The 21,479-nt window shown below is 43.9% G+C and carries 19 protein-coding genes; 9 read left to right on the forward strand and 10 right to left on the reverse strand.

Going from position 1 to position 21,479, the window contains the following annotated elements; genetic code table 11:
- Positions 1-140 precede the first annotated feature (140 nt).
- Positions 141-2,198 (forward strand): phenylacetic acid degradation bifunctional protein PaaZ, encoded by a 2,058-nt coding sequence (gene paaZ / locus FLA_RS27085; protein WP_076376237.1) that lies wholly within the window; start codon positions 141-143, stop codon positions 2,196-2,198.
- Between the two features lie 30 nt (positions 2,199-2,228).
- Positions 2,229-3,026, forward strand: a complete 798-nt coding sequence (locus FLA_RS27090; RefSeq protein WP_076376239.1) for an enoyl-CoA hydratase/isomerase family protein — start codon at positions 2,229-2,231, stop codon at positions 3,024-3,026.
- A gap of 38 nt (positions 3,027-3,064) precedes the next feature.
- Here FLA_RS27090 and FLA_RS27095 read toward each other — a convergent pair whose 3' ends face one another.
- The 6 genes from FLA_RS27095 to lptB form a co-directional block, all read right to left on the reverse strand.
- The gene (locus FLA_RS27095; protein ID WP_076376241.1) at positions 3,065-3,703 is read right to left on the reverse strand and encodes a carbonic anhydrase; all 639 of its coding nucleotides are present in this window, start codon (positions 3,701-3,703) and stop codon (positions 3,065-3,067) included.
- 13 nt (positions 3,704-3,716) lie between these two features.
- Positions 3,717-5,285, reverse strand: a complete 1,569-nt coding sequence (locus FLA_RS27100) for a SulP family inorganic anion transporter (protein ID WP_076376243.1) — start codon at positions 5,283-5,285, stop codon at positions 3,717-3,719.
- Positions 5,286-5,457: 172 nt separating this feature from the next.
- Positions 5,458-5,766 (reverse strand): hypothetical protein, encoded by a 309-nt coding sequence (locus FLA_RS27105; RefSeq protein WP_144263971.1) that lies wholly within the window; start codon positions 5,764-5,766, stop codon positions 5,458-5,460.
- Between the two features lie 289 nt (positions 5,767-6,055).
- On the reverse strand, positions 6,056-6,805 hold the full coding sequence (fabG, locus tag FLA_RS27110; RefSeq protein WP_076376247.1) for a 3-oxoacyl-[acyl-carrier-protein] reductase: 750 nt from the start codon (positions 6,803-6,805) through the stop codon (positions 6,056-6,058).
- Between the two features lie 71 nt (positions 6,806-6,876).
- Positions 6,877-8,400, reverse strand: a complete 1,524-nt coding sequence (locus FLA_RS27115) for a GH3 auxin-responsive promoter family protein (protein ID WP_076376249.1) — start codon at positions 8,398-8,400, stop codon at positions 6,877-6,879.
- A 51-nt stretch (positions 8,401-8,451) separates the two neighbouring features.
- Positions 8,452-9,237, reverse strand: coding sequence for an LPS export ABC transporter ATP-binding protein (gene lptB, locus FLA_RS27120; protein ID WP_076376251.1), 786 nt, complete (start codon positions 9,235-9,237; stop codon positions 8,452-8,454).
- 56 nt (positions 9,238-9,293) lie between these two features.
- On the opposite strand from lptB, the gene metF reads away from it, so the two are divergent.
- Entirely contained in the window at positions 9,294-10,247 is a 954-nt protein-coding gene (gene metF, locus FLA_RS27125; protein WP_076376253.1) for a methylenetetrahydrofolate reductase [NAD(P)H], read from the forward strand.
- Positions 10,248-10,292: 45 nt separating this feature from the next.
- On the opposite strand, the gene FLA_RS27130 is transcribed toward metF, so the two are convergent.
- Positions 10,293-11,789, reverse strand: a complete 1,497-nt coding sequence (locus FLA_RS27130; protein ID WP_076376255.1) for a thioredoxin-like domain-containing protein — start codon at positions 11,787-11,789, stop codon at positions 10,293-10,295.
- 66 nt (positions 11,790-11,855) lie between these two features.
- On the opposite strand from FLA_RS27130, the gene rlmD reads away from it, so the two are divergent.
- The 6 genes from rlmD to cysS all read left to right on the forward strand — a co-directional run bounded on the left by rlmD (position 11,856) and on the right by cysS (position 18,956).
- Entirely contained in the window at positions 11,856-13,298 is a 1,443-nt protein-coding gene (gene rlmD, locus FLA_RS27135) for a 23S rRNA (uracil(1939)-C(5))-methyltransferase RlmD (RefSeq protein ID WP_076376257.1), read from the forward strand.
- A 21-nt stretch (positions 13,299-13,319) separates the two neighbouring features.
- Complete coding sequence (locus tag FLA_RS27140; RefSeq protein ID WP_076376259.1) at positions 13,320-14,072, forward strand: rhomboid family intramembrane serine protease; 753 nt, start codon at positions 13,320-13,322, stop codon at positions 14,070-14,072.
- 23 nt (positions 14,073-14,095) lie between these two features.
- Positions 14,096-15,013, forward strand: coding sequence for a rhomboid family intramembrane serine protease (locus tag FLA_RS27145; protein WP_076376261.1), 918 nt, complete (start codon positions 14,096-14,098; stop codon positions 15,011-15,013).
- Positions 15,014-15,034: 21 nt separating this feature from the next.
- Positions 15,035-16,144, forward strand: coding sequence for an endonuclease/exonuclease/phosphatase family protein (locus tag FLA_RS27150; protein WP_076376263.1), 1,110 nt, complete (start codon positions 15,035-15,037; stop codon positions 16,142-16,144).
- A 42-nt stretch (positions 16,145-16,186) separates the two neighbouring features.
- On the forward strand, positions 16,187-17,296 hold the full coding sequence (locus tag FLA_RS27155; RefSeq protein ID WP_159445063.1) for an endonuclease/exonuclease/phosphatase family protein: 1,110 nt from the start codon (positions 16,187-16,189) through the stop codon (positions 17,294-17,296).
- A 145-nt stretch (positions 17,297-17,441) separates the two neighbouring features.
- Entirely contained in the window at positions 17,442-18,956 is a 1,515-nt protein-coding gene (gene cysS, locus FLA_RS27160) for a cysteine--tRNA ligase (protein WP_076376267.1), read from the forward strand.
- Positions 18,957-19,112: 156 nt separating this feature from the next.
- Here the strand turns inward: cysS and FLA_RS27165 are convergent, their stop codons facing one another.
- The 3 genes from FLA_RS27165 to FLA_RS27175 form a co-directional block, all read right to left on the reverse strand.
- On the reverse strand, positions 19,113-20,006 hold the full coding sequence (locus FLA_RS27165) for an SDR family oxidoreductase (RefSeq protein WP_076376269.1): 894 nt from the start codon (positions 20,004-20,006) through the stop codon (positions 19,113-19,115).
- A gap of 78 nt (positions 20,007-20,084) precedes the next feature.
- On the reverse strand, positions 20,085-20,663 hold the full coding sequence (locus tag FLA_RS27170) for a Crp/Fnr family transcriptional regulator (RefSeq protein ID WP_076376271.1): 579 nt from the start codon (positions 20,661-20,663) through the stop codon (positions 20,085-20,087).
- Positions 20,664-20,697: 34 nt separating this feature from the next.
- Positions 20,698-21,354, reverse strand: a complete 657-nt coding sequence (locus tag FLA_RS27175; protein WP_144263972.1) for a DUF1345 domain-containing protein — start codon at positions 21,352-21,354, stop codon at positions 20,698-20,700.
- Positions 21,355-21,479 lie beyond the last annotated feature (125 nt).

Raw genomic sequence — 21,479 nt, forward strand, 5'->3', positions numbered from 1 at the left:
TTTTACCCTTTTTACAACCAAAATCAACTGTGAAATCCCGCCCATACTTGTGTATGAGGCGGGATTTCTGTATTTATAGCATTTGTAGCCGGGAACTAATTACTATTATATAAATTCGCTAACAAACGATAGCTTTTTATATGACCGTACAATCACACCTGGAGAATTATGTTACCGGCCAGTGGTTAAAAGGGGATGGCAATGGCCAGCCTTTATACGATGCCACCACGGGTTCTGTTATAACCCACGCTTCTGCACAAGGACTTGATTTTGCACAAATACTGCATTACGGCCGCGAAACAGGCGGCCATGCACTGCGGAAGATGACCTTCCAGGAAAGGGGGCTGATGCTGCGTGCACTGGCGCTGCACCTTCGTAATCACCTGGATAAATTTTACCAGATCAGTTATTTAACCGGCGCCACCCGTGCCGATAGCTGGATTGATATAGAGGGGGGCATAGGCAATTTATTTGCCTATGCTTCCTTACGCCGTAAGTTTCCCAACCAGCCATTTTGCCTGGACGGCGATGGTCATGTGTTGGGTAAGGAAGGTAGTTTTATGGGCCAGCACCTGCTGTTGCCTAAGGAAGGAGTTGCTATTCATATCAATGCCTTTAACTTCCCGGTTTGGGGTATGCTGGAAAAAATAGCGGTGAACCTGCTGGCAGGTGTGCCCGCCGTTGTAAAACCGGCAACCCTTACTTCCTTTTTAACAGAAGCAGTGGTACGTGAAATTGATGCCAGCGGCATTTTACCCAAGGGTGCCCTGCAACTCATCTGTGGCAGTGCGGGCGATATGCTTTCGCATGTAAACTCGCAGGATATAGTAACTTTTACCGGCAGCGCCTCTACCGGCCTGATGCTGAAAAGCAGCCCGGCCATACTTTCTAATAGCGTACCCTTTACTATGGAAGCCGATTCGCTCAACTGTATGATACTGGGCGAAGATGTTACCCCCGATATGCCGGAATGGGATCTGTTTATTAAAGAGGTGCGCAAAGAAATGACTGTGAAAACCGGGCAAAAATGTACCGCAGTACGTCGCATTTTTGTGCCGGAAAATAAAATAGAAGCTGTTCAGCAATCTTTAGCCAAAGCGCTGGCGCAAACCACTATAGGCAACCCGCAGCACGAAAAAGTGCGCATGGGCCCTCTGGCGGGCAAGGCGCAGCAGGAAGAAGTAAAAAGCCAGGTGCAAAAGCTGCTGGCTTCTTCGCAAATTATTTATGGCAGCCTGGACAGCGTAGAACTCATTGACGCCGATGCCGGCAAAGGTTCATTTATCAGTCCACTGTTATTACTCAACAGTAAGCCCCTGCACAGCAAAGAAGTGCATGAGGTAGAAGCTTTTGGCCCGGTAGCCACTTTAATGCCCTACACCGATACGGAGCAGGCTATTGCACTGGCGCGTATGGGCAAGGGCTCGCTGGTAAGCAGTATTGTTACTGCCAGCACGCATGTAGCCCGTGACTATGTGCTGGGCGCCGGCGCCTACCACGGTAGAATACTGGTTTTGAACAGGGACTGTGCTAAAGAAAATACCGGCCACGGTTCGCCCCTGCCCCTGCTGGTGCATGGTGGCCCCGGACGGGCCGGCGGCGGCGAAGAGATGGGCGGCGTGCGCGGCGTGAAACATTATATGCAGCGGGTAGCCGTACAAGGTTCGCCCAGCATGCTCACTGCCATTGGCCAGGTATACCAGCCCGGTGCCCAGCAAACGGAAGACCTGGTACATCCTTTCCGCAAACATTTTGAAGAACTTACAGTAGGAGAAACTTTATTCACCGGAAAAAGAACAATTACAGAAGCGGATATCTCAAATTTTGCTAACTTAAGTTGGGATCACTTTTATGCCCATGTGGATCATACTTCGTTGAATGGCACTTTATTTGAACGCCCTGTAGCACACGGTTATTTTATACTTAGTGCTGCGGCAGGTTTGTTTGTAGATGGCAAAAAAGGCCCCGTACTTTTAAACTATGGAATTGATGAACTGCGCTTTGTAAAACCGGTATATGCCGGAAATACTATTGGCGTAAAACTTACCGTAAAAGAAAAAATATTACAGGAAAAAAAGGGAACAGATGATATTGCCAAAGGCATTGTAAAGTGGTATGTAGAAGTTTACGATGAAACAAATGATACCGTAGCAATTGCTACTATTTTAACAATGGTTAAGAAACGCGATGATCAATAATACCCGAACTTTATAAAAACAAGGATAGATATGATTATAGAAGTAAAAGACGTTCAAGAAGGCTATGTTAAAAGCGAAACGCACAACCATGTAACTACTATTGAGTTTTTCCATCCCCAGGGCAACTCATTACCCGGTAAGATACTGGCCGACCTGGCCCATGAAATTGTGTATGCAGGAAATGATAAAACAGTAAATGTAATTGTAATACGTTCTGCCGGCACAGGTGCATTCTGTGGCGGTGCCAGCTTTGACGAACTGGCCACTATTAAAACAGAAGCCGAAGGCAAACAGTTTTTCAGCGGTTTTGCCAACGTTATCAACGCCATGCGTAAATGTCCTAAATTAATTATAGCCCGTATACATGGTAAATGTGTGGGTGGTGGCGTAGGCCTTGCTGCTGCTGCCGACTATGCTATTGCCGTGGAAGGTGCAGAAGTAAAACTAAGCGAGTTAACAGTAGGCATTGGCCCCTTTGTAGTAGGCCCTGCTATTGAAAGAAAAACAGGTTTATCCGGCTTTACCCAACTGGCTATTGATGCATCACACTGGCGCAATGGCGATTGGGCACGTCGCAAAGGTTTATTTGCCGAGCTGCACCCTACACTGGAAAGCATGGAAGAATCTATTCAACGTTTAACACATACCCTTTCGCACAGTAACCCTGACGCGATTGCCGAACTGAAAAAAGAATTCTGGAAAGGCACGGAGCATTGGGACCAGCTGTTAATGGAAAGAGCTGCTATCAGTGGCAAACTGATTTTAAGTGAACACAGCAAACAAGCTTTAAAAAAAATATTCGACGCAAGAGCTAAGGCTAAAGCGTAATCAAAAAAGGGCTTCTGAAACAGAAGCCCTTTTTTTATTTACTTGCCAAAGTCGTATTCGTACAGCCTGTCTAAATGGCTGGTGTGATCCATTTCAAACACCGGGTTAATAAGGCCATCTTTCAAGCCATATACCCAACCGTGCAACTGCGGACGCTGCTCCAATTTCCAGGCACGCTGGATAATAGAGGTTTTTGCCAGGTGGATTACCTGCTCCATTACGTTCAGCTCTACCAGTCTGTCAAAGCGCTTTTCTTCGTCAGGAATAGCTTCCAGTTCGTCGTTATGAATACGGTATACATCTTTAATATTACGTAACCACATATTCAATACCTGCTTAAAGTCAATATTTGTCATAGCAGCTTTTACACCACCACAACCATAGTGACCGCAAACAATTACATGTTTTACTTTCAGATGCTCTACTGCATACTCCAGTACGCTTAACAGGTTCACATCTGTATGTATTACCAGGTTGGCCACGTTGCGATGTACAAAAATTTCGCCTGGTTGTGTATTGGTTATTTCATTGGCAGGTACGCGGCTATCGCTGCAACCTATCCATAAAAATTCAGGAGTCTGAAGATTGGCAAGTCGTTTAAAATAGTTCTCATCCATGTGAACCTTTTCACTTGCCCACGCCTTGTTTTCTAATAGTAATCTTTCGTACGGTGTCATATTCTTACGTTTATTATACGTTAATACCTAATGAGTGACTGCTTATTAATTTATGATTGGCCTGACTGGCATTTTTGCGCACATCCACCTTTATGTTTTTCAGGTGTGCGTGCAATAAAAAATCGTTAATCACCTCTATCACATCTTTATCTATAAAATCAGCATTAGCCATATCTATCAACACATCTGAATGGGCAGGTACCTGCTCCAGCTTCTCACGTAATAACGCTTTGTTTAAAAACGAAACGTCTTTTCTTAACCTGAATAAATATTGCTGACCGGTATTTACTACATATACAGCTGTTTTAAAATTGCTGCGCATTACAAAGAACAGCCCTGTAACAATACCTATCAGAATGCCTACTAAAAGGTCTGTAAAGATAATGGCTACAATAGTTACGACAAATGGTACAAACTGGTCAAAACCTTTTCCGTAAAAATCTTTAAACAAAGCGGGTTTAGCCAGTTTAAAACCGGTGTATATTAACACACCTGCCAACGCCGATAACGGTATAAGTTTTAACAAGGTAGGAATAAATGCAACACAAAGCAGCAATAGCATTCCATGAAAAATGGCCGACATTTTACTGCGTGCGCCCGCATTGATGTTCACTGAAGTTCGTACAATAACGGAGGTAACAGGCAACCCTCCCAATAAGCCGGAAACGAGGTTACCTATGCCTTGCGCTTTTAACTCGCGATTGGTAGGCGTTACGCGGTGGTAGGGATCGAGCTTGTCAGCAGCTTCTACACATAATAAAGTTTCCAGGCTGGCTACAATAGCAATGGTTAAACCGGTAGTCCATACTACCGGCAGGCCCAGGTACTTCATATCCGGAAACGTGAAAAAGGAAAAGAACTGTTTGGCGTCAGATGCAACGGGAATAGATACCAGCTGTGTATCTCTTAAATACCAGCCATTGCCAATAAAAACACCGGCCTTTGATAATAAGATACCTGCCACCACTACCACTAACGGTGCAGGAATTAATTGAAACACGCTGCTTTTTTTAACCAGCACATTATCCCATAACACCTGTATTAAGATAGCCACCACCCCAATGAGTATGGCCAGGGGGGTAACCCGGTTAAGCGCACTGGTTATTTCGGAAAAGGTATTGTGTTGATCGGCTTGTGCAAAGGTTTCATCGCCTTCGTAATTGGCATCGTACCCTACCAGGTGGGGCAGTTGTTTTAAAATTAAGATGATACCAATAGCAGCCAGCATTCCTTTAATAACACTTGTAGGTACATAGTCGCCCAGTACGCCTGCTTTTAAAAAGCCGAGCAGTAATTGAAAAACACCTGCAATAACTACTGATAATAAGAAGGCTTCAAAAACAGGCATTTTGCCAATACCGGCAGCAACAATAGCGGTAAGTCCGGCCGCGGGACCGCTTACGCTTAAATGAGATCCGCTGAATATACCTATCACTATTCCGCCTACAATACCCGCAATAATTCCTGAAAATAAAGGTGCATTAGAACCTAATGCTATGCCTAAACATAGTGGAAGGGCCACTAAAAACACAACGAGTGCGGCAGAGGCATCTGCGCCCACGAATTGAAAAGCCTTTTTCATGTAAATCCTTTGGTTTTGAATGGTTACTATAGTAGTTATGGCCTATGTGCGTACGCGGCAACAGGGGTAACTTTTTAATAAGCTGCCACACAACAGACCATACCTGTTTTTACTCCAGATATTGGAAATAGATCAGTCTAGTACTAAAAAATGATAAGAATGTAACAGGAGATTACGCCATAACGTTGGGAGGGGGCGTATGGATATCACCTGCATGTATAGAAGGTAAAACAGAGGCAAAATGACTAAAACGAAAAGCAATGGTAGCCATTAATTGTGTTTGCAGCATATCTATTCCCCCCATTGGGTCCGGAATAGTAGGTTCGTATTTTAATACCGAACATTTGCAATCACTACAGGAATGAGGAAGCTCTTCCGTTAACTGGTTACTGGATAATAAAGCGCCCATTTGCCTTACAGGCAACATCTGGACAGATAAGACCAGCAGACAAAACAACGTTATAAACTGAATGCGCTTCATTGATGATGAAAACAAATATAACAATGCCCGTTAAAAGAACCTATCGGAATACGGAAAGTTTAACAAAAAGGTGAAGCGTATTTAAGCGGGCAATTGACAGTGGGAAATTGGGGGGATAAGCAATGTAATTGACAGTTAAGCCTTTACAGTGGAAAGCATATCATTAGAGGGAACAACTGGTACTGGGATAAGTAGAGTAGCAGTTACAAAATAAATAAGTTGTCAGATGACAGATGTCGTTTGCTAAACACAGCATAAACAACTATCATCTAACAACTTATAGCTGAAATTAGATATTCAGACCACCGCAGGCACTGATAACCTGGCCGGTAATATAAGAACTCATGTCAGAAGCCAGGAACAGAGTAGTGTTGGCTATTTCTTCGCCTTTACCAAAACGGCCTAAAGGAATTTTCTTCAAAAACTCATCTGCACCGGCACCTTCCTGCAGGTAGTGTGTCATGTCTGTTTCTACAAAACCCGGGGCAATAGCGTTACAACGGATGTTGCGGCTACCCAGTTCGTGTGCTACCGACTTGGTAAAGCCGATGATACCTGCTTTAGAAGCTGCATAGCTGCTTTGGCCGGCATTACCACGAATACCAATGATAGAACTCATGTTAATGATACTGCCGCTTTTGGCTTTCATCATCGGGCGAATAACCTGCTTGGTCATGTTAAACACGCTTTTCAGGTTAATATCCATTACATCATCCCATTGCTCAGCGGTCATGCGCAATAACAGGTTGTCTTTGCTAATGCCGGCATTGTTTACACAAATGTCAACAGTACCAAACTCTTTTACCACATCACTTACAAACGCTTCACAAGCAGCAAAATCACCTGCATTGCTTTTATATGCTTTGGCTTTAACACCTAATGCAATTAATTTTTGTTCTAAAGCAGCTGCTTTTTCTGCACTGCTGTCGCTAACGTATGTAAAGGCAACATTCGCCCCATTTTCAGCCAGTTTAACGGCAATAGCTTCTCCAATACCCCGGGCTGCGCCGGTTACAATGGCTACTTTGTCTTTTACCATGATTAACCTTGGTTTTTCCTGATTTTCAGAATTTAAGTTGAATATTTTCGGTTATCGAGCGCCGAAGGTAATTAATTCACGCCAAGCCTGATAGCAAGTATTTCTTCCAGAAATTTTCGTTCGTTGCACAAGCGGGGAACTTTGTGCTGTCCGCCCAGTTTGCCCTTTGTTTTCAGCCATTCGCCGAAAACTCCTTTTTCAAGGGCATGAATAATGGGTAAACGCAGGGCAATGCTTTTATGACGTTTTGCTTCGTAATCGCTGTTCACCTGTTGCAGGGCGCTATCCAGTTCCTGGGTAAAAGAATCCAGGCTTTGTGGCTCTTTTTCAAACTCAATAAGCCATTCGTGTGCGCCGTTGCCGTTATCGCTGAAATAAACCGGTGCAGCAGTGTAGTCGTTCACCACAGCTCCCGTGGCAGCGCAGGCGGCGGCAATTGCTTTGTCTGCGTTATCTACCATTACTTCTTCGCCAAAGGCATTGATATAGTGTTTTAACCTACCGCTTACTTTAATGCGGAAGGGATAGGTAGTAGTGAACTGAACAGTATCGCCCAGCAGGTAACGCCACAAACCACCATTGGTGGAAATAACCAGGGCATAATTTTTACCAATTTCTACTTTATCAAGCCCTATGGTGTGTGGCGAATCTTTGCCATATTCTTCCACCGGCATGAACTCGTAAAAAATGCCGTGCTGTATAAACAACAACATACCATCTACCTGCGGATCGTCCTGCGCAGCAAAAAAGCCTTCGCTGGCATTGTACATGTCCAGGTAATTCATGGTGCCGCCAATTAATTTTTCAAACTGACAGCGGTAAGGGGTGAAAGAAACACCACCATGTATATACAGTTCCAGGTTAGGCCATACTTCTTTTAAAGTGGCCTTGCCGGTAATTTCCAATATGCGTTTAATAAGCACCAGTGTCCAGGTGGGTACACCGGAAATAGAGGTTACATTTTCCTGGATAGTGCTTTCTGCCAGTTTCTCAATTTTGGTTTCCCATTCGTCCATCAGCGCAATGGAAAGCTCCGGCGTTTTCATCCACTGGCCGTAAAAAGGGGCATTTTGCAGTAACACTGCGCTTAAATCGCCATAATGGGCTTCTTCATTTTCATTTACACGGCTTATCTGGTGGCTGCCGCCAATGACCAACCCTTTACCGGTAAGCAAATCACTTTCGGGGTTGGAATTATAATATAAGGTAAGCACGTCGCGGGCACTTTGGTAGTGCCCATCTTCCAGGCTTTCTTCTGTAATAGGAATGAACTTGCTTTTATCGCTGGTGGTGCCACTGCTTTTGGCAAACCAGTTCACCGGGGTGTTCCACAACACATTCTGCTCGCCATTCATAATTCTTTCTATGTAAGGCTTCAGATCGTCGTATTCGTGTATGGGAACGGTGTTTTTAAAAGTGCGGACGTTAAATATTTCATCAAAACCATACTGACGGCCAAATTCGGTGTACTGACCATGGGTTACCAGGTCCTGCAACACTTCCCTTTGTACTTCCACAGGATTTTGCATCCACTGTTCAATACGCCAGTAGCGAAGGCGAGCCAATCGGGATATTGCGGGGCTAAGTAATTTCATTTTTAAATCAGAACACCGTCCGTTATCAAAAGTATCAACAAGAAAATCGAATTATAGTTCCCTGTTACGCGTAGCATTTTCACGTTCCATATCAATAATCCAGTCCTTCCTTCTCAGTTCAAAATTCGTTCCGAGATATAAACTTCTAACCTGTTCATTTTCAGCCAGCTCTTCCGCTGTGCCGTGTTTAAATATTTTACCGTCAATCAGCAGATAAGCACGGTCACAAATAGATAAGGTTTCGTTTACGTTGTGATCCGTAATCAAAATACCAATGTTTTTGTATTTAAGACGGGCTACCACTGTTTGAATATCTTCTACCGCAATAGGATCTACACCCGCAAAAGGTTCATCAAGCAAAATAAACTTAGGGTCTACCGCCAGCGCACGGGCAATTTCGGTACGGCGGCGTTCGCCACCACTTAAACTGTCGCCATTGTTTTTGCGCACGTGATGCAGGTTAAACTCATCCAGCAAGGACTCCATTTTCATCTGACGTTCCTTTTTGGTCAGTTTAGTCATTTCCAGCACCGCCATTACGTTGTCTTCCACACTCAGCTTTCTGAAAACAGAAGCTTCCTGCGGCAGATAACCCAATCCCATCTGGGCGCGTTTGTACATAGGCTGCTTGGTAATGTCGGTATCATTTACGAAAACCGATCCTTCATCAGGCTTAATTAAACCTACCACCATATAGAAAGTGGTGGTTTTACCGGCTCCGTTTGGTCCTAACAACCCTACAATTTCCCCCTGTTTCACATTAACGGAAACATGATCTACTACTGTACGGCTGCGATATGTCTTTACCAGGTTTCTGGTTTGGATGGTTAAACTCACAATAATACCATTTGAGCAAAAATAGGTAAAGTGTATATTGCACCAATTTTTTAAAAATGAAGATTACCCAGCATATCGCCCAGGCGAAGGATACACTTGTGTCTTTTGAGGTGTTACCCCCATTAAAAGGTAAAAGCATCAATTCGATCTACGATCACCTTGACCCTTTGATGGAGTTTAAGCCGTCCTGGATAAATGTTACCTACCACCGTAGTGAAAGCATGTTTAAGAAGAAGGCTGACGGAACCTTTGAAAAGGTAGAAGTACGTAAGCGCCCCGGAACGGTAGGTATATGTGCTGCTATTATGAACCACTACCAGGTAGATGCAGTGCCCCATATTATTTGTGGTGGCTTTAACATGCGCGAAACAGAAGATGCCTTAATAGACCTTAATTTTCTGGGAATAGATAATGTGCTGGCCCTACGCGGCGATGCTCCTAAAAACGAAGCATCCTTTGATGCAGAACCAGGCGGCCATAATTATGCTATTGACCTGTTAAAACAGATCAACAATCTTAACAGCGGTATTTACCTGGACGAGGATATTCAAAATGGCGGTAAAACCGATTTCTGTATTGGTGTAGCCGGTTATCCTGAAAAACATTTTGAAGCTCCCAACCCGGAAATAGACCTGCGCTACCTGAAAGCAAAAGTGGATGCCGGTGCCGGATATATCATGACACAGATGTTTTTTGACAACCAGAAGTTTTTCGCATTTGTGGAAGCATGTCGGAAAGCAGGTATTAATGTGCCTATTATACCAGGGCTAAAGCCATTGACCAGCAAAAAGCAATTATCAGTACTGCCCCGCATTTTTCATGTGGACCTTCCTACAGAGCTGTCTAATGAGATTATGAAGTGCAAAAACGACAGCGAGTGTGAACAGGTGGGTACTGAATGGCTGATACAGCAAAGCAAAGAATTAAAAGAATATGGCGTTCCTGTATTACACTACTACACTTTAGGTAAGCCTAAAGTTGTACGTGACGTGGTGAAGCAGGTGTTTTAACATAAAAGCGGTGGGGATGATCCCCGCCGCTTTTAGTATGTACTATTATTTACTATCCGTTTTCTTCTTTGCCGACATCACTTCATCAAATTGCTCCAGACTTAGCTTTTTGGCGATAATTCGCTTTTGATCGTCCAGCAGGTACATGGTTGGTGTTTGAAACACATCATATAACTGGCGATAGTTGGCTCTGCCATTTGCTACATCCGCATCACGCTGCTCCTTTGTTTGGTATACATGCAGCCAGCCTTTCAGATGGTTGTCTTTAATATACTTTTTCCAGGCGTCGTTTGCTTTTTCATCAATATTCACCGCATATATCTTAATGCCTTTGGCTTTCCATTTTGCTTCGTACATAGAATCGATGCGGGGAACCATTTCTTTACAATGTCCGCAGTTTGGATCCCAGAACAGCACAAAAGTAAAAGGAGCTTTCTGAGCATACATGGGCGAAGGCTTGCCCGAGGTATCTACCAGGTCCAGCACTGCCGCCTGCTCGCCAATCTGGTTGGCCATCAGGCTGTAGGCACGGTTAAAGATGTATTCTTTTTGCTTAGTGCTTAACCATAAGGTATCTCCCTTGCTGAAATAGTTATTGAACAGGAAGATGAACACTTTATCCTGCCCCATAATTTCCGGGTTGATATACTTATCAGTAAACCTGCCCAGTAAATATTTAAACATATCCTTTCCGGCACGGGAGCTAAGCAGAATGTAGTTAATGTCTTCAATAACACTGTCCGGCTCAGGGCGTACATAATATTTCAGGTAAGGCTCCAGCTTATGATCATCGAAAAATGGCGTACGTAAAAGCCTGTCGTCGTGTAAAGGAATGTTATCCCAATAATGTTCTTTTACATAACGTGCAGGGAATAAAGAATCAATTCTTCCATTAGCCAGCTTGGGGGCTGGTGGTGGCTCGGGTTGTTTAATAGCATTTAAAAACAGCGCCAGCATGCTGTTGGGGTTCTGATTCACTAACGTATCGCGGTAGTCGTTCAGTTCTTTATTACCGGCAGTCAGCTGCTCCCGAATGCGGGCGGTATCTGCTGCAGTATGCGCATCTTTTAACTGATTTTGTAAAGCAGTTAACTCAGGACCTTTTTTAGCCAGAAAAGAAGTGTATTTCTGATACAGGGCATTTTCGGCAGAACCGGTTATCACCACCTGGTCGGGGTGTAAGGTGTCGGTTGCCACAGAAAATTTCTGTACATCATCCATTAAAAACTCCGATAAAATGGTGTGGCGCGGAGACACTAAAAAATAAATACCGCCAGGCAATTTCGCTTTTCCGGAAAAAACAGCCTTACTGTTCTCATCCATCCATGCGGAGTCTACCACATTGCGAAATTTTCCATAATAACACCCGATATACACCCAGCAGTTTTTAAGCGGAGTAATGGTAACCGGAATGTTATAACCGTCGTTAGTAACAGTGGTGGTTTCTTTTTGAGGGGCTGGGGCCGCCTTTTTGGGTTTAGTTTGTGCGTGGCCAACAAGGGTAGCTGCACAAAGCGCTGAAATAAACAAAAATCCTCGCATGATCGCATTAATTGAAACGTAAATTTATTGGAAAAGGTAATAGGTTGAAGTTGATACCTTTGCACGGTGAGAAATAAAAAGAAATCTATTGTTCTACAGGACGTTCTGGTAGAAGATTATGCGGCCGAAGGCAAGTCGCTGGCACGGGTGGACGGGAAAGTGGTATTTATTGAAAAGGCCGTTCCCGGCGATGTGGTTGACATTCAGCTGTCTAAAAACAAAAAAGACTGGGCCGAAGGTCATGCTATCCGTATTAAAAAATACTCCGCCGACCGTGTGGAGCCTTTTTGTGAACATTTTGGCATTTGTGGTGGTTGCCAATGGCAAATGCTGCCCTACCAAAAGCAGTTACACTATAAGCACAAGCAGGTGACCGATAACCTGCAAAGGATTGGCAAACTGCCTTTGCCTGAAATACAACCTATTGCGGGTTGTGAAGAAACACGCTACTATCGTAATAAACTGGAATATACTTTTTCTACCAAACGGTTTATTCCCCAGAGCGAATTTGAGGCCCTAAAGAAAATTCAGGCCGAAAGCGGTCAGGGTTTTGAATTCACCGAAAAAACGGGGGTTGCCGGCTTCCATGCCAAGGGCATGTTCGACAAACTGGTGGAAATTAACACCTGTCACCTCCAGCACGAGCCTACCAACCTCATCAGGAATGCAATTGCGGCTTATGCCCGGCAGAAAAAATGGTCGTTTTACGATATCAGGCAGCACGAAGGCTGGTTACGTACCATGCAGGTGCGACTGGCCACCACCGGCGAGTTGATGGTAAACATCGTTTTCGGCTTTGAAAATGCAGACAATCGTAAAGAATTGCTGGACTACCTGTTACGGGAATTTCCGCAGATCACTACCCTTTTATATACTATCAATACCAAAAAGAACGACAGTTTATACGACCAGGAACCTATTGTATACCATGGCAAAGGATATATTATTGAAACCCTGGAAGATTTCCGGTTTAAAATAAGTCCCAAATCGTTCTTCCAAACCAATAGCCGCCAGGCCGAAGAGCTTTACCGCATAACCCGCGATTTTGCCGAGTTGAATGGCTCTCAAACCGTTTACGATTTATATTGTGGAACGGGGAGTATTGGCATATTTGTGAGTAAATTAGCCAAGCAGATAATAGGTGTGGAAGTGGTTGCGGAAGCTATTGAAGACGCTAAAGAAAATGCAGAACTGAATGGTTTGCAGCATGCTTCTTTTTACGCCGGTGATGTTATAGATATCTGTGATGATGCTTTTTTTGCTAAACATGGCCGTCCGGATGTAATTATTACCGATCCGCCACGCGCCGGCATGCACGAAAAGCTGGTACAGAAGTTATTGGAAATAGCAGCCCCTGTAGTGGTATACGTAAGTTGTAACCCCGCTACACAGGCCAGGGATTTAAACCTACTGGGTGAAAAATATACTGTGGAAAAAATTCAGCCCGTTGACATGTTTCCACACACCCTGCATATAGAGAATGTAGTTCAATTAAAACTGAAAGCGTAGACGAAAAATTAACAAAGCACTATGACTGAATTTAGGCCCGGCAGATTCCAGATACTGCCCACTATTATAAAGAACCTGATCATTATCAACGTATTGGTTTTTGCGGCTCAGTATACTATAGGCAATAAATTTCCTATAGACGATCTTTTTGCCTTGCATACCTGGCAAAGCCCCTTGTTTAAACCGTGGCAGTTTATCACCCACCTGTTTATGCATGGCAGCATTGACCACCTGTTCTTTAACATGTTTGCCCTGTGGATGTTTGGTGCCACCCTCGAAAACATGTGGGGCCCTAAACGCTTCATTACTTATTACATAGCCTGCGGCCTGGGTGCAGCACTTTTTCATATGATAGTGCTGTTTATTGAAACTCAAACCATGCTGAATGCCTATAATCAACTGATGAATAGTAGTAATGCCAACTATAATGATGCATTACATTTTGTTCAGAAATTTGGCAAGGGCCAGATGGCTGCTCCTGAAGCAATTGTAGGCTGGCGCTTAAATGAAGCTACCCTGGGCGCTTCCGGTGCCGTGTTCGGTTGCCTGGCTGCATTTGGCTACCTGTTTCCCAACACCTACATTTACCTCTACTTCTTCCTTCCTGTTAAAGCCAAATGGTTTGTACTTTTTTATGCTGCTGCCGAGCTGTACATGGCCGTAAAAAGCAGTGCCGGTGATAACGTGGCACACGTAGCACACCTGGGGGGAGCACTGGTAGGCTTTTTACTGGTATACTTTTGGAATAAGACCAACCGACGCAGATTCTATTGAGATTTATTTTTTAAATTACAGTTATGGCAGTTATGGAGCAAGGCAAACGCAGTAAGATGTTATTAGGGGAGGACAACAATGCCCTTACCTGGCTGATTATTGTAAATGCCGCAGTGTTTGTTGTGTTACTTTTTACCAGGATCGTGTACCTGCTATCTTATGATAATGGACAGGATGCCCTGTTTAACGCACAGATATTTAGCTGGCTGGCTTTGCCCGCCTCTACTTCACAACTGCTTACCCACCCATGGACCATTTTCACTTACATGTTCACTCACGTAGATGTATGGAAAGTGATTGGTTCTTTACTATGGCTGTGGGCTTTTGGATATATGTTACAGGATTTGAGCGGTAATAAAAGACTGGTACCGGTGTATTTATACGGCGGCATTGCAGGCGCTGTGTTTTTTGTAGTAAGTGCTAACCTGCTGCCTGGCTTACACCACACCGGCTCTTTAAGCGGCGCGGTTCCTTCATTAATGGCTATTGCGGTAGCTGCCACCACCCTGGCTCCACGGTTTCGCCTTTTTACCATGATAAACGGGGGCATTCCTTTATGGATTGTGATGGTGGTTTTTGTAATTATTGATATTACAGGCATCGCCAAGGAAGGACTTGCTGTAGCCCTGTCGCATGTGGGTGGTGCCTTCATCGGTTTTATATATGCATGGCAGTTAAAAAAAGGTAACGACTGGGGCGAATGGATGTATAACCTTGTTGACAAAGTTGACGGACTTTTTAACCCCGAAAAAAAGTATAATAAAAAATCTTCCGCTCAAAAGCACTTTTATAAAGCCAGCCGCACCCCTTTTGAAAAGAGATCTAACATCACCCCTCAAAGGGTAGACGACCTGCTGGATAAAATAAACTCTAATGGATATAATTCGTTAACAGACGAAGAAAAAGAGTTTCTGAAACGTGCCAGCGAGCAACAGAATTAGTAAAAGCCCTATTCTCCTTGTATGAAAAAATTTTTAATTGCCTGCTACCGCATAGGCTGCTGGGTGGTGATGCCTGTATATATTTTATGTGCCCTTAGTAGTTACCTGTCTCCTTCCGTTTGTTTTTTTACAGATGCACTGGCCCTGGCATTTCCATTTTTACTATTGGCCTTGTTAGTAGTAATTATAACCGCGCTGTTTTGTAACCGCCGGCTGGCTGTTATCGCATCACTGGTGCTACTTAGTGGTTTTACCAATATTAGCCGCACCATCGCTTTTCATCCTTTTGCCCCTAAAACAGTAGCACGCAACGGCAATACTTTAAAAGTGCTTACCTGGAATGTGTTTTTCTTTTTAAACGATCATGAATTAAAAAATGACACCATCGGCAACAAACGCCGCGAAATGATTAACCTTATTAAAGAATCAGACGCCGATGTATTATGCTTTCAGGAATACCTGTCTTACTTTAATGTAAAAGGGCTTGTATCTGTTCACCACATACTGGATAGTCTGGGCTATAAATACAGTATATTCAGTAACGATCACATCTACCATTATAACGGAGGCACTTCGCACATAGGAGCGATATTATACTCCAGACTACCCATCAGCGATAGTGGGCGTATTGCCTTCCATAATACACAGGAAGAACATGCAGTATACGCTGACATAACCGTTAATAAACAAAAAGTAAGAGTATTTGCTGCTCACCTTTCATCACTGGGCCTGTACAATGATACTACGAACACCAGTGAAAACGTATACGAGCTTAGCTACAAACGCAAAGGCTCCATTGCCCGCAAAATAAAACGCACCGCCTTACAGCACGAAATGGAAGCCCATATGCTGGATAGCGCCTTTTCACACAGCCCACAGCCAGTTATTTACTGTGCTGATATGAACTCAGCCCCTACCAGTTATACCTATGCCACTATCAGGGGGAATCTGCAGGATGCCTTTTTGGTCAAAGGCTTTGGACTGGGTCAAACCTACGATGCTTTATCACCCACCTTGCGCATAGATGTGTGCTTTGCCAGTAAACAACTTACGGTAGAACATTGTGAAGTAAAACGAGCACATTTGTCCGATCACTTTCCGGTGATCACCACTTTTGCAGTGACAAAATAAAAAATTACCTTTCCTGCCACCATACGAAACCCCATGGCCGGAATGATACGCACATTTACCAAACGCTTTTTTATAGTGCTTACCAGCATTGTATGCGTGTGCTTTTTATTGTCGTGCCTGGTGCCTTATTTAACGCCTGCCCGTTGGTGGCCTATTGGCTTTTTAGGTTTAATGGTGCCTTACCTGGTAATATTGCAGGTATTTCTTATCCTGTTCTGGCTTATTACCAAACCCCGCTGGAGCATTTTACCACTGCTTACCTTATCCATAGGTTATAAACAATTGCAATCACTGTTTGCCACTAACCTCAAAAGTAATTTCAGCAATGTAAAAATTGAACCGCGTTTGCGCATTGTAGACTGGAATGTGGGCAGCCTGGTGGGTTTAAGTAAAGGAAAGGATAAGCAGAAAATGATACGCAAACAAATTGCCGATGCTATCCTGAACCTGGAGCCGGATATTATTTGCCTGCAGGAGTTTAATCACTCCTATACCCAGGGTCGCCAGGCCGATAATATTGGCTTGCTGGTGAAAGAATACCCACATTATTTTTTCTCGGAAGATTATAAAAAGGGCAATGGCTTTTTCCTGTATGGCAGCATTATATTTTCCCGTTATCCCATTATCCACACCGGCAAAATTCAATACCCCGGTAAAAGGGCGGAAAGTCTCATTTATGCCGACATAGTAAAAGGCAAAGACACCGTAAGGTTATTCACCACCCATTTACAAAGCTTCCGCTTTTCAACCGCCGATTACCAGGACATTGATAAAATTCAGCAGCAGGATAAAGAGCTTTTTGATGCCTCCCGCAATATTTTCAAGAAAATGAAGGTGGCATTTACCCGCCGGGGCATTCAGGCCAATATTGTGCGGGAAACACTGGACGATAGCCCCTATCCTTCCATTATCTGTGGCGATTTCAATGATGTTCCTAATTCTTACACCTATTTCCATATACGCGATAACTGGCAGGATGCATTTTTGCAAAAGGATTTTGGTATTGGCCGTACTTATATAGCCCTTGCCCCCACCCTGCGTATTGACTATATTTTACCGGATGAGCATTTTAACATTCATCAGTTTGATATGGTAGACGAAGATCTGAGCGATCATCTGCTGCTAGTAGCAGATGTAAGTTTCAAAAAATAGAATATATTCGCATTATGTTCACCGCTATCAACATTCTTTTCGCATTCACATCCTGTTGCTGCTAAGCAGCATCTATTCTATTTTTACACCCCGATAGCCAGTTTTTCGCCATCCATTAAAATAAAATTCATATCTATATCGATATATGTCACAGCTAAAAGTATACAATTCGCTTACCCGGCAGAAAGAAGTGTTTGAACCCCTGACTCCAGGGCATGTAGGTATGTATGTGTGCGGTCCTACCGTAAGCGGCGAAAGCCACCTGGGACACGCCCGCCCCTTTATTACATTCGATATCGTTTACCGTTACCTGCTTCACCTCGGTTACAAAGTGCGTTACGTGCGTAACATTACCGACGCCGGCCACTTTGAAGAAGAAGGTCGCGAGGCAGAAGATAAAATAAGCAAGAAAGCCATACTGGAAATGCTGGAACCGATGGAGCTGGTGCAGAAATACACCAACCTGTTTCATTGGGCTATGCTACAGTTTAATAACATTCAGCCCAGCATTGAACCTACCGCTACCGGCCATATAGTAGAGCAGATTGTGATGATTGAAAAAATTATTGCAGACGGCTATGCCTACGTGGCAAACGGATCGGTTTACTTTGACGTGGCCAAGTATGATGAAGACTTTTCTAAAAAAGGCTCTCCCTACGGCATGTTAAGCGGCCGCATATTAGAAGACATGCAGGAAGGCTCGCGTGAACTGGACAACCAGGAAGAAAAGCGCAACAAAGCCGACTTTGCTTTATGGAAGAATGCACCTCCTGAACATATTATGCGCTGGCAAAGTCCCTGGGGCGAAGGTTTCCCGGGCTGGCATATTGAGTGTTCAGCCATGAGCACCAAATACCTGGGCAAGCAATTTGATATTCATGGCGGCGGTATGGACCTTCAGTTTCCACACCACGAGTGCGAAATAGCACAAAGCACCGTTTGCAATCATCAAACACCTGCCCGCTACTGGCTGCACAACAATATGATTACCGTTAACGGTAAAAAAATGGGTAAAAGCTATGGTAACCAGATTAAGCTTACAGAAATGTTCTCTGGCAACCACCCTCAGCTGGAGCAGGCTTACCATCCTATGGTTATCCGTTTCTTTATCCTGCAAACGCACTACCGCTCTACGCTTGACTTTGGCAATGAAGCCCTGCAGGCAACTGAGAAAGGTTTAAGACGTTTAATGGATGCATTTAGCGTTAGCCAGGAAATTCTTACCAACAACAATCAGCCAGCTACCGATGCTGCACTGGACGAAAAAGTAAGAAACCTGGTGCAGGAGTTTGATGAGTTTATGAACGACGACATCAGCACCGCTAAGGTGCTGGCCAATATGTTTGAACTGGTACCCATTATCAACAGTATTAAAGACAAACACATTGCAGCCGACGCTCTCAGTGGCAACACCCAGGAGTTGTTGAAAACACAACTGAAAGTGTACATTGAAGATGTGTTTGGTTTAAAAAGCGAACAAGATTATAATAAGGATAATGGCCACCTGGATGGCGTGTTGCAATTGCTTATTAACATTCGCAAAGAAGCAAGAGATAAAAAAGACTTTGTTACCAGCGACAAAATACGCAAGGAACTGGCAGCTTTGGGCATTCAGTTAAAAGATGACAAAGACGGCAGTATCAGCTATTCGTTTAACTAGTCTGTATACAGCTTTACAATACAAGAGGGAATATCAACAACTGATATTCCCTCTTTTCATTTAAGCGACAACTCCACTTGTACTATTCTCACGTTTTCCTTTTTATCGTTGTCTTGCCTTTTTGCATTAAAAAGCTTTCGCTTAAAAGCATTGCTGTTATTCAAAATATTTTCCGGCAACCATATCTTCCAGCAAGCCCGGTTGTTGCGGGTTCCAGCCTAACACTTCACGGGTTTTAGCACTGGAGGAAGGACAGTTCATAGATGCAAAATGCAGGAACCAGGTAAAATGTGTTTCGGCATCTTTACTCTCTTTGCTTTTAGTAGGCAGCGCTAATCCTTTGCCTATTGTAACTGCTATATCCTTAAACGGAATGCCTTGTTCTGCCACCGCATGAAACACCTTTTGTGCAGGCTGTTGCTCTACAATTAAGCGATACAAAACCGCCGCATCAAAACGGTGTGCTGCAGGCCAAAAGTTTTCGCCAGCTGCAACATAAGCCGATTCGCCATTTTGTTTAGCCATGCCTATAAGCATAGATACAAAACCATGATCACCTTCGCCATGTGTAGAAGGCGGCAGTCGTAAAATGTACGCGTTCACACCTTGCGCTGCTACCGCACGGGTAGCTTCTTCTGTTGCTACACGTGGCATTACATCAGATCCCACCGGAGGCACATCATCTTCTGTAACCAGGCAGCCATTGTTCAATAAGCCTACAGCAGAAGTAACCACCAGTGGTTTGTTGGTACCTGTTAATGCTTCGCCCAATGCTGCTATTACCTTGCGATCGTCTTCGCAGTTTTGTTTAAAGCGGCTGAAATCGTGATTGAATGCTGTATGAATAACAGCGTCGCATTGCGCAGCGCCTTTTTTCAAATTTTCCAGGTCGTTTACATCACCGGGAAAAGGTTCTGCCCCGGCGTTCTTTACTTTTTCTGCACCACTGTCTGAACGTACAAGGCCAAGTACCTGGTGGCCGGCGCGTACCAGTTCTGCAACAACAGCAGAACCAACAAATCCGGAAGCTCCTGTAACAAATACACGCATAATGAATGACTTTTTTAATGAGGTATAAAAGTGAGCCAAATCATTTCCCGAAAAGTGGTCATTTGACCATATTTATAGCTAACGATGCACCTGTGCGTGACGTATGCGGGTGAGCGTTTTTAAAGAAATGCCGAGGTAAGAAGCAATCATACGCAAGGGAACACGGGATAATAAACCCGGATAAGTTTGTATAAAGTCGTCGTATTTCTCTTCTGGTGTGGCGCTTAATGCAATAGCCAGCCGCTTGCGGCTGTTGTAAATATTTTGAGATATCACCAGCTTGCTTAAAGCATTAAGCTGGGGCATAGTGGCTAGTAAATGCTCAAAATCTGCTTTTTTCCAAAGCAACACCTCCGAATCTTCCACGGCAGCAATATTGCTTTTTGCCGGCGCCTGCAAATCGTAGCTTTCCACATCCAGGGTCCAGCTGTTTTCCGGCGAAAAACGTAAAGTATGCTCACTACCGTTTTCCATTTCTCCATACATACGCAGTAAGCCCTTGACAACAAATATCTTGTGCCTGCTTACCTGCCCCTGCTGTAACAGCAATTCGTTTCGATGAAGCATTTTTATTTCTGCCATCGAAATCATCTGCTCAATGTCTGCTTCGTTTAGCTTTCCCTGCTCCCTGAAATAGGATTCAAATGCGGCTGCCATACAATTTCAAAGTTAGGTTATTCCCACAAACACATTAATTGCTCAACCCTGCCAGCACGTTAATGGTTAACGCAACAATAATGGTATTAAAGCCAAAGGATAACATGCCGTGCATCAAAGCCATCCTTCGCAGACTTTTAGAAGTGATTTGCACATCTGATACCTGGAAGGTCATCCCCAGCACAAAAGCGAAATAGGCAAAATCAATAAAATCAGGCTTATCATCTTCGGGAAATTCCAACCCGCCGGCATGCGTGTCTTTTTTATCCGGATGATTGGCATAATACAAATGCGCATACCGGATAGTGTAAATAGAGTGCATCAGCAGCCACGAAAACACCATTCCTGCAATAGCCACCACCATATAGGCCCCTTTCCATTCATGTTTTTCAGAACGTGTAACCAGTAATAATACCACCGCCAGCATGCTGGCAAAAGTGCATATCAGCACAATACTGAAAATTACCACCCGGCTTGAATCTTCTATTTTCGCCTTGTTACGTATATCGTGCGCCGTGGTGGTAAAAAAGGTGATCCAGTTAAGCACCAGCAATACCAGTGCAAACACATCCCAGCACAACATGATATGCACAAGCCCTTTTAGTTGATCGGCCGGCAAAATAAACCCGGTTGCCACTGCGGCCAATAAGCTTATCATCAATTTCTTGCTTTCGTGTATATGGTTAATCACTGTCAGAAGTTTGAATGGTTGCCTATTCTTATTACCAATAGCCTGCCATTATAAAAAAGAATGGGGCAAGCCTTTTTTGCAGGCAAATGAAGTTACTAAAGGTAGCAGTAGTAACAACGGTTGCA

It is taken from the genome of Filimonas lacunae, from assembly GCF_002355595.1.
Taxonomy (GTDB): Bacteria; Bacteroidota; Bacteroidia; order Chitinophagales; family Chitinophagaceae; genus Filimonas; species Filimonas lacunae.

Excerpts from the sequence above, each read along its gene's own strand:
- FLA_RS27145 (WP_076376261.1), top strand. The coding sequence starts at position 14,096 with ATGGCAGTTATGGAGCAAGGCAAACGCAGTAAGATGTTATTAGGGGAG.
- FLA_RS27100 (WP_076376243.1), bottom strand. The coding sequence starts at position 5,285 with ATGAAAAAGGCTTTTCAATTCGTGGGCGCAGATGCCTCTGCCGCACTC.
- FLA_RS27140 (WP_076376259.1), top strand. The coding sequence starts at position 13,320 with ATGACTGAATTTAGGCCCGGCAGATTCCAGATACTGCCCACTATTATA.
- cysS (WP_076376267.1), top strand. The coding sequence starts at position 17,442 with ATGTCACAGCTAAAAGTATACAATTCGCTTACCCGGCAGAAAGAAGTG.
- FLA_RS27130 (WP_076376255.1), bottom strand. The coding sequence starts at position 11,789 with ATGCGAGGATTTTTGTTTATTTCAGCGCTTTGTGCAGCTACCCTTGTT.
- metF (WP_076376253.1), top strand. The coding sequence starts at position 9,294 with ATGAAGATTACCCAGCATATCGCCCAGGCGAAGGATACACTTGTGTCT.
- FLA_RS27170 (WP_076376271.1), bottom strand. The coding sequence starts at position 20,663 with ATGGCAGCCGCATTTGAATCCTATTTCAGGGAGCAGGGAAAGCTAAAC.
- fabG (WP_076376247.1), bottom strand. The coding sequence starts at position 6,805 with ATGGTAAAAGACAAAGTAGCCATTGTAACCGGCGCAGCCCGGGGTATT.
- paaZ (WP_076376237.1), top strand. The coding sequence starts at position 141 with ATGACCGTACAATCACACCTGGAGAATTATGTTACCGGCCAGTGGTTA.
- FLA_RS27105 (WP_144263971.1), bottom strand. The coding sequence starts at position 5,766 with ATGAAGCGCATTCAGTTTATAACGTTGTTTTGTCTGCTGGTCTTATCT.
- FLA_RS27115 (WP_076376249.1), bottom strand. The coding sequence starts at position 8,400 with ATGAAATTACTTAGCCCCGCAATATCCCGATTGGCTCGCCTTCGCTAC.
- FLA_RS27150 (WP_076376263.1), top strand. The coding sequence starts at position 15,035 with ATGAAAAAATTTTTAATTGCCTGCTACCGCATAGGCTGCTGGGTGGTG.
- FLA_RS27165 (WP_076376269.1), bottom strand. The coding sequence starts at position 20,006 with ATGCGTGTATTTGTTACAGGAGCTTCCGGATTTGTTGGTTCTGCTGTT.
- FLA_RS27090 (WP_076376239.1), top strand. The coding sequence starts at position 2,229 with ATGATTATAGAAGTAAAAGACGTTCAAGAAGGCTATGTTAAAAGCGAA.
- FLA_RS27155 (WP_159445063.1), top strand. The coding sequence starts at position 16,187 with ATGATACGCACATTTACCAAACGCTTTTTTATAGTGCTTACCAGCATT.
- FLA_RS27095 (WP_076376241.1), bottom strand. The coding sequence starts at position 3,703 with ATGACACCGTACGAAAGATTACTATTAGAAAACAAGGCGTGGGCAAGT.